A 13,840-nucleotide genomic window follows, 5' to 3' on the forward strand; every position below is an offset into this window, starting at 1 on the left:
ACTATGCTTTGGCATTGTGGTTTAATGATTAACATAATAATGAGACTGATAATGTAATTTCAGACAGAAAGGTCTATTAATGAGCTGGATTGAAAAGATTCTTAATAAAAGCAATATTACCCAGACCCGTAAAGCGAGTATCCCAGAAGGGGTCTGGACAAAATGTGATAGCTGCGGGCAAGTGCTCTATCGTGCTGAATTAGAAAGTAATTTAGCCGTATGTCCAAAATGTGATCATCATATGCGTATTTCGGCCCGTCAACGTCTGGCTTCTTTTCTTGATGAAGGAACCACGGCAGAATTAGGTAGTGAATTAGAACCGAAAGATATTTTGAAATTTCGGGATTCAAAGAAATACAAAGATCGCATATCAGCGGCACAAAAAGCGACACATGAAAAAGATGCTTTAATTGTGATGAAAGGCACGCTTAAAGGTATGCCGGTTATCGCGGCAGCTTTTGAATTTGCTTTTATGGGTGGCTCAATGGCGTCGGTTGTTGGTGCACGTTTTGTACGTGCGGTTGAGCAAGCACTGGAAGATAATTGTCCACTGGTTTGTTTTTCTGCCAGTGGTGGTGCTCGTATGCAAGAAGCATTAATGTCGTTGATGCAAATGGCAAAGACTAGTGCAGCACTGGCGAAGATGCAGGAGCGAGGGCTTCCCTATATTTCAGTACTTACCGATCCAACCATGGGTGGAGTATCAGCAAGTTTAGCCATGTTAGGGGATATTAATGTTGCCGAACCGAAAGCGCTAATTGGCTTTGCAGGGCCTCGAGTTATTGAGCAAACAGTACGTGAAAAATTGCCAGCTGGTTTTCAACGTAGTGAATTTCTGATTGAAAAAGGCGCGATTGATATGATTGTCAGACGGCCTGAAATGCGGGATAAATTAGCTGAATTACTGGCTATGTTAACTCATCAAACCGTTCAAGACGAAAGTCAAATCGATGTTATTACCTTAGTTGACGATGATCTGGAGCCACCCTATCGTGAGAAACCCGAAATTGATAACAAATCCGATCAAAAATGACAATATATCTGATCCCTTGATGATACCAGAGGCGTCTTCTTCTTTAGCCAGCTGGTTAACTTATTTAACCAATCAGCATAGTAAAATTATCGATATGGGGTTGGAGCGAGTTGGTATCGTTGCTCGGCAATTGGATCTTTTGCATCCTGCACCGAAAGTGGTTACGGTTGCTGGAACAAATGGTAAAGGAACCACTTGCCATACACTGGAATCTATTTTAATTGAAGCCGGATTAAAAGTCGGCGTTTATAGCTCTCCACACCTGTTAGATTATACAGAGCGTGTCAGGATCCAAGGTGAGACGTTGCCTGAAGAGGAGTTTTGCCGTGTTTTTGCTGATATTGAATCTAAACGCGGCACAACTACGCTGACCTATTTTGAATATGGCACCTTAGCTGCGTTGCAATTATTTAAACAAGCTAAACTTGATGTGGTTATTTTAGAAGTCGGATTGGGTGGCCGGTTAGATGCAACCAATATTGTGGATGCGAATATTGCTGCGATCACCAGTATTGCACTGGATCACATTGATTGGCTGGGTAGTGATCGTGAACAGATTGGCTATGAAAAAGCCGGAATTTTTCGTTCAGGGCGCTATGCGGTTGTGGGTGAGCCGGATATGCCAAAGTCGATTAATGAGGTAGCGCAAGCCGTTGGCGCAAAGTTATTTCGTTGTGGGGTAGATTGGCAATTTGCGCCACAAAATGATCATTGGGATTGGCAATCTCTTGAGCACAATTTTAAGCAGTTACCTTTGCCAAATGTCCCATTGGCCAATGCTGCCACAGCATTGGCAATTATTGATTGTTTAATCAAAGAGGGTGATGCCATTAGTCAGGCCATATCATTGCAGGCTATTCACCGGGGATTAATCAAGGCAAAATTACCAGGCCGTTTTCAAATTATTAGCCAGCAACCTTGTGTAATTTTAGATGTTGCCCATAATCCTCATGCGGCGGCTTATTTAGCTGATAGACTCTCTGGCTTGCCCAAACAGGAAAATACTAAAGTCCATGCTGTTGTTGCTATGTTAGCCGATAAAGATATAAAAAGTACTTTATCTTATCTGGCTCCTCAAGTTGATAAATGGTATCTCGCTTCATTAAGTGTCATACGCGGCGCTGGTGCTGAACAATTAGCACAATATGTTGATTCACCTTACCAATTTGATACGGTTAAAGATGCCTGGTTGCAGGCCATGGCGGCAGCTAACGAACAGGATATTGTAGTGGTTTGTGGCTCGTTTCATACTGTCGCTGAAGTTATGGAACTGCAAACAAAAGAGGAAAGCTTAAGTGGCCAGTAAGTTTCAAAACCGTTTGGTGGGAACGATTGTTATTGTTGCAGTTGGCGTTATTATATTACCGGTATTATTGGATGGTAATAAGAAATATAATGAGACTGAATTTGCAGCGATCCCTTTGGTGCCTAAAGCCAGCGATGAATATGAAATTGAACCTATTGCGCCAATTAATCCTAAACCACTAGTGACACCTTCAGAAAGCGCTGCACAAGCAATGATTTCTGCAGCCATTTCTGATTCAAAAGCCAAAATAGCAGATAGCCAGTCCACTCAACAACAAACAAAATCAAAAGCCGCAGCCAAAGTTGAAAAATCAGCGTTGGAGCCAGAACAAAATACTAAATCGAATGAGAAAACCCAAGCGCCACAGGGACGGGCTTATGTCATTCAATTGGGCGTATTGAAAAATGCAGCAAAAGTGGAAGAGATTATTGCCAGATTACGTTTATCTGGCTATCAGGTCTACACTGAACCCACAATACCGGTTAATGGTCAATTGACACGAATTTTTATTGGCCCGAATGCGTCGAGAGAAAAATTGCAGTCCAGTTTGCCGGAATTGAAAGATTTAACCGGCTTACAAGGTCAAATACGCAGTTATAAACCTTAAAGTGGGTATGTACTAATAGACAAAACATATTAATACTAATCGATTATATTAATTATTTACGCGGCGATGATGATTTATCTTTTCGCCGCAACTTTTTGCGGCTTTTCAGCAAAATATCTAACGCAAACGTTTTCGTTTTCTGCTAGAATGCGTTCGACCATGCTGAATGTTTAATTTTTGGATTAAAATTATGGTTTGGATTGATTACGCTATTATTGCCATTATTGGTTTTTCTGCTTTAGTTAGTTTAATTCGTGGTTTTGTACGAGAAGCTTTGTCTCTGATTACCTGGGGTTGTGCTTTTTTTGTTGCTAGCCAATTCTATTCTTATCTGGCGACTTATCTGACTCGTTTTGACGATCCGCTGATCAGAAATGGTATTGCCATTGCGATCTTATTTATCGCAACGTTAATTGTAGGTGCTGTAGTCAATTATGTGATTAGTTCGTTAGTTGAGAGAACTGGATTATCAGGTACAGATCGTGTGTTAGGCGTCTGTTTTGGCGTATTGCGCGGTATATTAATTGTGTCGGCAATTTTGTTTTTTCTAGATACTTTTACACCCCTGCCAAAAAGTGAAGATTGGCAACGTTCTGAATTGATACCCCAATTTAGTCATATTATTAGATGGTTTTTTGATTATTTAAAAAATGCATCAAGTTTTTTACCGGAAAGTATTACTCCGCTTGGCTGATGAGGAAAAAGTAGATGTGCGGTATTGTCGGTATTGCTGGTTTCACACCAGTTAACCAATCAATTTATGATGCGCTAACAGTGCTTCAGCATCGTGGGCAAGATGCTGCAGGTATTGCGACGATTGATGAAAATAAGCAATTTCGTCTACGTAAATCAAATGGCTTAGTAAAAGATGTGTTTGCTGCTCGCCATATGCTACGTTTGCGGGGCAAAATGGGGATTGGCCATGTGCGTTACCCAACCGCCGGTAGCTCCAGCGCTTCCGAAGCACAACCTTTTTATGTTAATTCACCTTTTGGCATTACATTAACCCATAATGGTAATTTGACTAATGCACATGAATTAAGAAAAACGCTATTTGAAACGGCCCGTCGTCATGTAAATACTTCTTCTGATTCAGAAATCCTACTCAATGTCCTGGCTCATGAACTGGATCAATTTGCTCATTTTCCCCTGACAGCAGAAAATATTTTTACTGCTATTGGTGCAATGCATAACAAAGTTCGCGGTGCTTATGCTTGTGTTGCGATGATTATTGGTCATGGTTTAGTGGCGTTTCGTGACCCGTTTGGTATTCGCCCTTTGGTGCTTGGTAAGCGCACATTGGAAGGCGGCCAAAATGAGTATATGGTTGCTTCGGAAAGTGTCGCTTTAGATACCCTTGGTTTTGAATTTTTGCGTGATGTAGCACCAGGGGAAGCAATTTATATTACTGAACAGGGGCAACTTTTTTCCCGTCAATGTGCAGAAAATCCACAGCTAACCCCTTGTCTATTTGAGTTTGTCTATTTAGCCAGACCCGATTCTTTTATTGATAAAATATCGGTTAATAAAGCTCGTTTGCGGATGGGGCAAAAATTGGGTGCCAAAATTGCTCGCCAATGGCAGGATTTGGATATTGATGTTGTGATCCCCATCCCTGAAACTTCTTGTGATAGCGCGCTAGAAATCGCCTATATTTTGGGTAAACCTTATCGCCAAGGATTTGTTAAAAATCGTTATGTGGGGCGCACTTTTATCATGCCGGGGCAGCAAGAGCGACGTAAGTCGGTACGTCGTAAGCTGAATGTTAATCGAGCCGAATTCCGCGATAAAAATGTTTTATTAGTGGATGATTCTATTGTGCGCGGAACCACTTCTGAACAGATTGTTGAGTTAGCGCGCGAAGCAGGAGCTAAAAAGGTCTATTTTGCTTCGGCATCACCAGAAGTTCGTTTCCCCAATGTGTATGGCATTGATATGCCGTCGGCTAATGAGTTGATTGCCCATGGGCGTGAAGTGGATGAAATTCGTCAACTTATTGGTGCCGATGATTTAATTTTCCAGGATCTTTCTGATTTAATTGCCGCTGTTAGAGAGGAAAATCCAGATATTTCCACTTTCGAAAGTTCGGTCTTTAATGGTATTTATGTCACGAAAGATATTGATCAAACTTATCTGGACTATCTGGAAAATCTCCGTAAGGATGATCAATTAAAAGAACATAATGAAATTGAAAATTTAGAAATTTACAATGAAGGCTAATTTGTTGTTATATTTTGAATTTAGACTTCATCGGATATCGTTAAGCCTACAGTAGTGAAGTCTATTTTATCGTTATTATTGAGCAAAAATGATGCAGAGAATAATTATCGGACTCACAGGCGCCAGTGGTGCGATTTATGGTATTCGATTACTTGAAGTTTTACGTTCTGTTGCTGACGTTGAAACCCATTTAATTGTTAGCGCAGCCGCCAAGCAGACGTTAGCATTGGAAACCACTTATAGTCTACGTGATGTTCAAGCAATGGCTGATGTTGTTTATGATAATAGGGATATTGCTGCGGCCATTTCTTCAGGTTCATTTATTACTTCCGGTATGATTATTATGCCGTGCTCAATAAAAACCTTATCTGGTATTGCTAATAGTTACAACGATACCTTAATTGCGCGCGCGGCTGATGTGATTTTGAAAGAGAAGCGTAAATTGATTTTGGGTGTCAGAGAAACACCTTTACATCTAGGCCATTTGAGATTAATGATGAATGTTATAGAGATTGGTGCGATAATTTTTCCACCGATGCCAGCTTTTTATCATCAGCCCCAAACAATACAGGATATTGTCGATCAAACTGTCAATCGTGTATTAGATCAGTATGGTATCACTTTACCCCAAACTTTGTTTACTCGCTGGCAGAATGTTAAGTAATTGTCTCTTCGGATGAAGTTAGTAGTAATGATTCTAGCGCTTCTTTTAGGTCAACATAGTGAAATTTAAATCCAGCTTCTTCAAGCCGCTTTGGAATAGCTTGCTGTCCACCTAACATTAATGCAGCGGATTCTCCCATAATCGATTTAATAACAAATTCTGGCGTTCTAATCAGTGCTGGGCGATTAAGAACTTCAGCCAGGATGGCACTGAACTGATCATTATGAACGGGATAAGGCGATGTAATATTAAACGCGCCAGATAATGTTGGCGTCTCAAGTAGGTAAAAGATAGCATTGATCACGTCATCAAAATGGATCCAGGGAATATATTGTTTGCCTTTGCCTATTGGCCCGCCTAACCCGGCTTTAAATATTGGTAACAACTTCTTCAGTACACCGCCCTCTTTTGCCAGTACGACTCCGGTTCGTAGCAAACAAACACGTGTTTTATCACTTTCGGCTTGTAATGCCAAGGATTCCCATTTTTGGCATAGCTGGTTAGTGAATTCGGCATGAGGTATATCAGATTCAGTAACAACGGTTTGTCCCTGATCACCATAAAAGCCAACCGCTGAGCCAGAAATAAATGTTTTTGCTGGTTTTTTGCTAGCCTTAATCAGTTGGCTTAAGCGTTCGGTCATTTTCCAGCGGCTTTCACACAGAATTATTTTTTGTTCTTTAGTCCAAGGTTTATTTGCAATTGGCTCACCGGCAAGATTAATAATGGCATCAAAGCCATCAAGGTTATCAATTTCATTTAAGTTTGTCAGGCAATCAACATGTCGACCAAATAGGGTGTATACTTTTTGACATGATCGGCTCAAGACGGTGATGGCATGTGAATGCATCACAAGTTTTTGTACCAAACGCGAGCCAATTAAACCTGTACTACCAGTAATAAAAATCCGCATTATCACTCCGTGGTTTTCATTTACGTTATAAGTAACTATAGCATTGATATTTAAAGAAACAGCAGATAATTAGACTGAGGTTATAATCAATAAACTGGCCAGAAAAATGATTGCCAATTTATTATTTTATAAAAACTTAGCCAAAATTGGTTAATTAATAATATTTGTGTGGCTAATATTAATTTTTAGTTAGTTTATTGGTTAATTAAAACTAATACAAATTAAATAGTAAGTTTTCTAATAATAGTTTATTCATATATCTTATGAAACTATTAAATCAATGTTTAAAATCATATTATACAAGTTTATTTATTTTAATTTTTCATGAAAAGAGATTTATATTCATGAATAAACTAATTGTAAAAACAACCTGTTATTTTACAAATTGTTAGTATATAAACAATGAAATTAAAGAGATAGTATCGATATATTCAAACAATATTTTATTAATTATTGTTGATATTGTTTATTATTTATAAAAATAACTCTGATTATAGATAAAAGTAATTAATATTGAAATAGATAATATATTTCAGTCATTTTTTGTCGTTTATTTAGCGGCTAAAAGGAGTCTATTTTTTTTTATATTTTACTAAATTAGCGCTTATTATCATTTTATTACGGTTATAAAATTTATAGATGTGATTTTATGCCTATTTGTTTATTTCATCTATCATCGACGGTAACGGTAAGGGCTTTTGTATCTGCTAATAACAGACTATGATTATTTAGGCTGTAGTTAAAAAATGTAGTGCGGAAAGTGCGCAGATGGCTATTTAAGTTTGAGACTTGGTTTGCATCAAAATGTTACTGAGTTTAGACTCAAGTAAATAGATTGATGACCGCTTAATAATGAGAAAGGTTTTAAGATGGGGCAAGTAATAAGCGAAGTAGTTGATGCAGAATGGATTGATATTGTTGACGATAAAAATAAAGTCATTGCCCAGGCAACACGCCAGCAGATGAGAGCGGAGAATTTACGTCATCGAGCGGCGTATATTATTGTACATGATGGTATGGGCAAAATTTTAGTTCAACGTCGTACTGAGATAAAAGATATTTACCCTGGTTTACTGGACGCCACCGCTGGTGGGGTGGTAAACCAAGGTGAAAGTATGTTGGCTGCTGCACGCCGAGAAGCAGAAGAAGAGTTGGGAATTGCCGACGTACCTTTCGCTGAGCATGGACTTTTTTATTATGAAACCCCTAAATGTCGGGTATGGGGCGGCTTATTTAGTTGTGTTAGTCATGGCCCTTTTGCTTTACAGGAAACGGAAGTGGAATCGGTTTTTTGGTTAACATCAGAAGAAATTCATGCCCGCAGTCATGAATTTACGCCCGACTCGCTAAAAGCCGTGTCACTTTGGTTAGCGCGCAATAACAATGAGTTGCAAAAGACTAAGTTATGCCAGAAGGTTGATTAGCGATTAGTTAGCAACTTTTACATCATGATATAGAACAATAAAAATAAGTTTTAATTAGCAGTAATCTATCAATTTTTATTGACAATATATTGTAATATTATTTGGCAAGAAATTTTTATGTTTTCTTTTCCATATGCTAGTAAATCATGACGCCATAGTCGCTAAAACAGACAAGACACTCAGACACCATATTCTGCTGCCAGGAGGCAAATTTTTTGCAATCGGTTTTTATTGATCATATTCGGATTATATTTTAGTCACGTCAAGGTTATTTTTTGTTCATATTGGTGATAGTATTGCCATACAGATACTATGGTAAACAACAAGGAAGTTGTCCTATGAAAAATAAAATGACTGCTGTAATGATGCTGGCTGCGACAGCAATTAGCAGTACTGTGCAAGCCAGTGATATAAATATGTGGCGTGAACCTGCACCGGTTGTCAAAGAAGGTAAATTTTTCTCCGTTATTCAGGACCGAGGAACTTTGCAAAAGGCGGTTAAAAGTAGCAATAACGAATTTCTTTTTTCAGAAAAAGGTGCTGGCGTTAAGCCGCTGGTACTCATCGGCTCAACTGTGGAGATTTTTGAATATCTGAAAAAAAATGAAACCTGTGGCATCGAAAACCATCTACAGGAAATCCCTGAAATATACATGGGTATCACAAGCTACATACCGCGCAAACGTTTTAGTGGACTTTTCCCGTTGCAGGATTTTTTAGTTCAAACCCTTGAGCAGGTGCTTAAATTTGTACCTGCCGGGACAGTTATTACCGATGCAGCGGGTATTCCTGCGGATCTAAAAGAACTTTACAGCATTACAAATTCGTTAAATAGTAAAGAAAAATCTGATGGTGATATACTCTACGTAAAATTTAGTTATCTTCCAGAAGATGGAATGCAAAAAATTGGTAGTCGTTCGGTTAGTTTTGGTCGTGTATTATATTTGATGCAGAATAAAAATTAACAGTCGGGTCTGTTAAAAGTAATAAAAATGGCGTTTAGGGTTAGGAAAATTAAAAATCTGTTTTATAACTATCCTGACCATGAATGTTATTGCCACGCTACCAATGATAGTAAACCGTCTGCTGGGGAATTCGCGCCCACTGGCGCCAAAGTGCTATCTTATCCATGAATATCGTATTACCAGGTAAGTGATAGCATATTATCTTTTTTATTTTAGATAATATGCTATTGGTTTGAAAAAATGACTAATTTGTTAAATCTGCTGCAGTATCATTTTCATCTTCACTGACAGTCAACCAGGGATAATATTGTTGGCGTCGCTCATAGCCTTTAGCGGTAACCGTTCGTATTTCCCGCCCTAACGGATCGTAATAGTGGGTATCAGCATAGTAGTCATCACGGCCGCTATCATCAATAATATAATGCCAGCTATTGCTAAAAAAAGGTTGATATTGGCGAACAACTAACCCCTTATTATCATATTCTACCCGACCAGTAACTGCCCATCGGGTGCTGGTAGGCGCTTGTTTTGCTGTACCACGTTTATTTTTGGCTAAATTGCCAGCTTTTGTGACGATGTAAGCATCACCCGCGGGAACCCTTAGTGCTGTTTGTAGCGAGCGGCCGGCGCCATCAATAAAGTTAATTTGTTGGCGTTGCTGCTGTTGAACATCAGGATAATAACGATCAGTGGTGACAGTTAAAATATAGGGAGGTTGCCTTTCAGTATCATTTGCAAACTGAGTGTTATCTACCGACGTTTTGTTATTCCGTAACCAGCGTTGATAACCAATAACATTAATATTATCTTTTTCATCAATAACTTGCTTATAGTCATAGGAGGAGTTTGCCACTATTGAGACAATCTCTTTTGTTGCCGGTTTCATCCATGCTTCTGGTGCATAAAAGTAAAATTGGGCGACAGGTTGTGGTGATGGCATAGTCAATGCGGCATCAATCGAGTCAGGTGGAGTAAAAGGAACAACATCAGGTAACGGAAATCCCGCCGGCTGTCCTTCTTCAGTGCCCCAAATTCGACTGGAAGAGACGCGTCCAAAGGCATCAAAATTGGCATAACTGATATTATCGTTAATATCTATAATCTGATAAGGTGTCAGAAAACGGTAATCATAATCCGCATATGTAAAGTAGCCGGCAGCATCAGTCGTACTTACTATCACACAGTAATAGGTATCCCATTGATAATCGGTTGCGCCGGTTAGTAATGAATGTCGCTGACGATAAGGGTAATAGAATCCCTTTGCGCTATAATATTCACTATAGTTAAGTCGGGTTACCCAAATACTTTTATTTTCTTCCCCCGGACGAGGGAACAAGTATTCAGTTTTGATATAACCGGCATTGGTTAAATATTCTTCAATTTGTGCCTCAGTGAGTACCGGTTCAAATGCCACCAAACTCAGTTGATCAAACTCGGCTTGTTCAGTAAAGGCGACCAAGGCTTGGAGAGTGGGAACCGATATTAGTTTATTTTCCCCGCCAGCAAGGTAGTATATTTTACTTTGTCCGGCATACTCTCGCGGTGTATTTTCACTCAATATACCATCGGGATTTAATAGTGATTCTAGCGAAAATCCTTCAGTTGGCACATCGCTGGCCGGCAAGGTAATCATATCTGTTCGTTGCGCATCAGCAATATTTAACCGCCACTGTTCTTGGGTTTTTAAATTGTGATAGCGGATTTGATTTTCGCTTATGCGTAATAGTTGTTGTTGCGGATCATAACTCTGCTCAAAGGCACCCTCTGGTAACCAGAGCGAAGGCGGTATTGTACTGTTTGGCCGACGAGGATAATTGATGGCAACATTATGAATTAAGGTGCCGTTGTCATCAAAAGCAAGATTAACGTTTTGGCCATAGAGGGGGTCTTCTGCAATACGTTCATAATTGTAATCCCATTGCTCCAAAGACATTGGTGCCATCGCTAGGCCAGTTTTGGCGGTTGTGACAGCCGGAATTAGCCTAACTTGATAACGGTAATAGCTAACGCTATAAGGATTTTCGGCGTCAACGGCATGATCTAAACCATAAAGTTCACTACGTAATAGACTGCCTTTTAATGATCGATAAGCCCAGAATTTTTGCTGTTCATCCGGCGAGATGATCGGAACATCCTGATCTTGCTGGTATTGGGTGAGGCGGGTTTTACCGGCAGGAAACGCCTGTTTATCCCCTTGCCAGTATTCGCTAGTAAAAGACACTTCGTCATTAATATTACCGGTATGAAACCATTGGCGTAAGAGTGACGGCATACTACGTTGGTCGGTGTTACCGGTTGCGTCTTCTGTTGAGTCGACAATATCGACGCGGCCAAATCCACGGAATTCGCGCTCTATACCATCATACATGCCATGAAAATAATTAACACTTTGGCTAAAACAACTCATGGTAATTTCATCAAGCTGATTAATTTTATTGAGTAGTTGGATGGGGAATGGCAGGTGGCTGGCATAGCTTTTATTTTGTTCGATTGCTTGTTGTTTTTCATCTAACCAGAATTGGACTGAACTGCGATAGTAAAAACTGCTATCGGTACCACAATTATTATTTTGCCGATTAAGCAAGTAAGGTTTTTGACTGGCTAAATCATAACGCCAGTGCTGTTGTTGCATATGCGGTTTACTCAAGATCAAACTGGCGACGCCTAAGCCCTGGATATCAGCAATCCACAACTGACAGGTATCATCATAAGCCACACCGTCAGGCAGTGGTATAGTTACCGGTGCGGCGAAGCTATTGCCGGACTGATTCAGGTAAATCAACAGGTGATCGGACATTAAATAGATAATATCGGTTGTGCCGGAGCCATCTAGATCGGCTAAATAGAGTTGTTTTGGATCAAAGCTATCTTGTGGTTGCTGAAAACCATTAAGCTGGATCGGGTCACCAAATAAACCCTGGCCAAGGTTAGGCCAGCAGGTCACTTCGTTATGGCGAATACTGACCAAATGTTGCTGGCCTGAACCTAATAGATCACTAAAGGCGACTAATTGGCGCTCATCTTTGCCCATAATCGGTAATTCGACAGATGGGGCTTGTGGGCAATTGATTGCCGCAGCAAAACTTTCCCGTTGATTAGCATAAAAACGCACGCTTTTCGGGCCAATTAGGCTAATGTCCGCTAAACCAGCGCCAGTAATATCGGCAAATTGGGCTTGGTTATTTTGTAATTCGTTAGGAATAGCTAGCAGTGGGATATAATCACTCCAACTTCTATCTGGATGTTGGGCATAATAACCAGCAATATTGATTTGGCTTACAAACCATTCCAGCCGTCCATCACCATTGATATCCATTAAAGTGCCACCGTGGAGTAGGGTGGGTATATTAGGTAACTGTTGTGGTGGTGAATAAGTGATCTCATCGGTTTGTAGTTGGCCACGTATCGGGTCACGATAGTACCAGGCATAATTATCTTCATACAAAATACCGGCAGTACCTTCACCATACAGATCAACCAGATAATACTGTTGTTGATCTTTCATGCTGTTAAATTCGATTAAGGGCTGCCAATCACTAGCGGGAGGTGGGCCAAATGGTTGATAATCAAATTCAATCGGTGGCAGCAGTAGCGGGTTATTTTCATCGTGGGCCAATTGTCGGCAACGGATTAACTGGCTAACAATGGCTTGTTGATTCATAGTGTAACTGTAAACGACGAACCAGTGTTGGAGGTGTGTTTTCATGAGGTAAGCCTTGCAGTTGTCGCAGGTCATGAAACATGAGTATTTGTTGGCATAGACGGCGAGTGCGGATATCAAAACCATATTCATAACGAGAAAAGGGATCTTGCCGCATAGACCAGGCTTGTTGTGGCAGAAATTCAGGCGCTTTATCGGTTTGATTACTCCGCTCGCCATAATCCAATATTAGATAAAATAACCAATCGGTTGGTGGCGGTATTGTGTCGGTTAAGCTATAGAGTGGCGCATAGGGGCGTAGGTTACCGTAACTTACCGTCGTCAAATATCGCTGAGCAGTGGCTAATGGATGTTGTCGCCGTTCTTGCTCAGAAGTTGCTTGGTCATTTTCCGCTTGATATTGATAAAAAATGTGCTCTCCGCTAGGTGTAACTGATTCTTCCAGTAACCATACGGCAATGTGTTGCTCTTCTTTAGGGTCAAAAATTCTGGCATTAGCCGATTTGCCAAAACAGTGGATTTGCCCATCTGGTGAGAAGATCAACCAAAATGGCATTTGACTGGATTGCGCCGCTACTGGTTGCCAGTATTCGACACGTTCGGAGCCAGTGCCAATGCGTGATTGATATTGAGTAATTTGATAGCTTTCAGCTAGTTTTATATTTTGCCAGCTATCTTTTTGATAACGGATAGGTTGGCCGGCTTGATCAACGGCGACAACCAACACTTCATTATCTATGCCAATATAGGTATCGTCTAACTGATAAAGTGGCCGGCCGTGACTGGTTTGGCGACGTATGCTGGGTAAGTCAATATTCCAGCCGATAGCAAAGGCACTGTTACCAGAGCCACTGTTATAATTTAAGTTCAAAGAAGGTGCATAACCGCGACCGCTGGAAATAGGTAAAGGTAGTGTAATATGCACCATACCATCAGAGCCTGGTGTGCCAACGGTTTCGCCCATGCCTTGTAAGCTTCCGCCACCTTTCGGTAACGAAAGAGGCGCAATAGATAATTTATCTTGATTATTTGGATTATCTAACATTT

At 40.3% G+C, this 13,840-nt stretch carries 11 protein-coding genes; 8 read left to right on the plus strand and 3 right to left on the minus strand.

Annotation, left to right across the window (positions count from 1 at the left end; all coding sequences use genetic code 11):
* The first annotated feature begins 79 nt into the window (after window positions 1-79).
* From accD to LDL57_RS04840, 6 genes are all read left to right on the plus strand, one after another.
* Window positions 80-1,033 carry an acetyl-CoA carboxylase, carboxyltransferase subunit beta gene (gene accD / locus LDL57_RS04815; RefSeq protein ID WP_180558616.1) on the plus strand — a complete coding sequence of 318 codons (954 nt, stop codon included), beginning with the start codon at window positions 80-82 and terminating at the stop codon, window positions 1,031-1,033.
* 4 nt (window positions 1,034-1,037) lie between these two features.
* Window positions 1,038-2,339 carry a bifunctional tetrahydrofolate synthase/dihydrofolate synthase gene (gene folC, locus LDL57_RS04820; RefSeq protein WP_180558645.1) on the plus strand — a complete coding sequence of 434 codons (1,302 nt, stop codon included), beginning with the start codon at window positions 1,038-1,040 and terminating at the stop codon, window positions 2,337-2,339.
* Complete coding sequence (gene dedD, locus LDL57_RS04825; protein ID WP_180558615.1) at window positions 2,329-2,946, plus strand: cell division protein DedD; 618 nt, start codon at window positions 2,329-2,331, stop codon at window positions 2,944-2,946. Before folC ends, dedD begins: the two co-directional genes overlap by 11 nt.
* A gap of 190 nt (window positions 2,947-3,136) precedes the next feature.
* The gene (gene cvpA / locus LDL57_RS04830; protein WP_180558614.1) at window positions 3,137-3,640 is read left to right on the plus strand and encodes a colicin V production protein; all 504 of its coding nucleotides are present in this window, start codon (window positions 3,137-3,139) and stop codon (window positions 3,638-3,640) included.
* Window positions 3,641-3,654: 14 nt separating this feature from the next.
* The gene (gene purF / locus LDL57_RS04835) at window positions 3,655-5,166 is read left to right on the plus strand and encodes an amidophosphoribosyltransferase (RefSeq protein ID WP_180558613.1); all 1,512 of its coding nucleotides are present in this window, start codon (window positions 3,655-3,657) and stop codon (window positions 5,164-5,166) included.
* A 91-nt stretch (window positions 5,167-5,257) separates the two neighbouring features.
* Window positions 5,258-5,830 (plus strand): UbiX family flavin prenyltransferase, encoded by a 573-nt coding sequence (locus tag LDL57_RS04840; RefSeq protein WP_180558644.1) that lies wholly within the window; start codon window positions 5,258-5,260, stop codon window positions 5,828-5,830.
* On the opposite strand, the gene LDL57_RS04845 is transcribed toward LDL57_RS04840, so the two are convergent.
* On the minus strand, window positions 5,823-6,743 hold the full coding sequence (locus tag LDL57_RS04845) for a TIGR01777 family oxidoreductase (RefSeq protein WP_180558612.1): 921 nt from the start codon (window positions 6,741-6,743) through the stop codon (window positions 5,823-5,825). The genes LDL57_RS04840 and LDL57_RS04845 overlap by 8 nt on opposite strands.
* A gap of 869 nt (window positions 6,744-7,612) precedes the next feature.
* Here LDL57_RS04845 and yfcD point away from each other — a divergent pair.
* Both yfcD and LDL57_RS04855 read left to right on the plus strand, forming a co-directional pair.
* Complete coding sequence (gene yfcD, locus LDL57_RS04850; RefSeq protein ID WP_180558611.1) at window positions 7,613-8,167, plus strand: NUDIX hydrolase YfcD; 555 nt, start codon at window positions 7,613-7,615, stop codon at window positions 8,165-8,167.
* Window positions 8,168-8,505: 338 nt separating this feature from the next.
* Complete coding sequence (locus LDL57_RS04855) at window positions 8,506-9,132, plus strand: hypothetical protein (RefSeq protein WP_180558643.1); 627 nt, start codon at window positions 8,506-8,508, stop codon at window positions 9,130-9,132.
* A gap of 244 nt (window positions 9,133-9,376) precedes the next feature.
* On the opposite strand, the gene LDL57_RS04860 is transcribed toward LDL57_RS04855, so the two are convergent.
* Entirely contained in the window at window positions 9,377-12,838 is a 3,462-nt protein-coding gene (locus tag LDL57_RS04860) for a toxin TcdB middle/C-terminal domain-containing protein (protein ID WP_225507172.1), read from the minus strand.
* Complete coding sequence (locus tag LDL57_RS04865; RefSeq protein ID WP_225507174.1) at window positions 12,771-13,838, minus strand: SpvB/TcaC N-terminal domain-containing protein; 1,068 nt, start codon at window positions 13,836-13,838, stop codon at window positions 12,771-12,773. The genes LDL57_RS04860 and LDL57_RS04865 overlap by 68 nt, the downstream gene beginning before the upstream one ends.
* Window positions 13,839-13,840 lie beyond the last annotated feature (2 nt).

Source organism: Arsenophonus apicola, from assembly GCF_020268605.1.
In the GTDB taxonomy this organism is placed as follows: Bacteria; Pseudomonadota; Gammaproteobacteria; order Enterobacterales; family Enterobacteriaceae; genus Arsenophonus; species Arsenophonus apicola.

Excerpts from the sequence above, each read along its gene's own strand:
- accD (WP_180558616.1), top strand. The coding sequence starts at position 80 with ATGAGCTGGATTGAAAAGATTCTTAATAAAAGCAATATTACCCAGACC.
- cvpA (WP_180558614.1), top strand. The coding sequence starts at position 3,137 with ATGGTTTGGATTGATTACGCTATTATTGCCATTATTGGTTTTTCTGCT.
- purF (WP_180558613.1), top strand. The coding sequence starts at position 3,655 with ATGTGCGGTATTGTCGGTATTGCTGGTTTCACACCAGTTAACCAATCA.
- LDL57_RS04840 (WP_180558644.1), top strand. The coding sequence starts at position 5,258 with ATGCAGAGAATAATTATCGGACTCACAGGCGCCAGTGGTGCGATTTAT.
- LDL57_RS04845 (WP_180558612.1), bottom strand. The coding sequence starts at position 6,743 with ATGCGGATTTTTATTACTGGTAGTACAGGTTTAATTGGCTCGCGTTTG.
- yfcD (WP_180558611.1), top strand. The coding sequence starts at position 7,613 with ATGGGGCAAGTAATAAGCGAAGTAGTTGATGCAGAATGGATTGATATT.
- LDL57_RS04855 (WP_180558643.1), top strand. The coding sequence starts at position 8,506 with ATGAAAAATAAAATGACTGCTGTAATGATGCTGGCTGCGACAGCAATT.
- LDL57_RS04860 (WP_225507172.1), bottom strand. The coding sequence starts at position 12,838 with ATGAAAACACACCTCCAACACTGGTTCGTCGTTTACAGTTACACTATG.
- LDL57_RS04865 (WP_225507174.1), bottom strand. The coding sequence starts at position 13,838 with ATGTTAGATAATCCAAATAATCAAGATAAATTATCTATTGCGCCTCTT.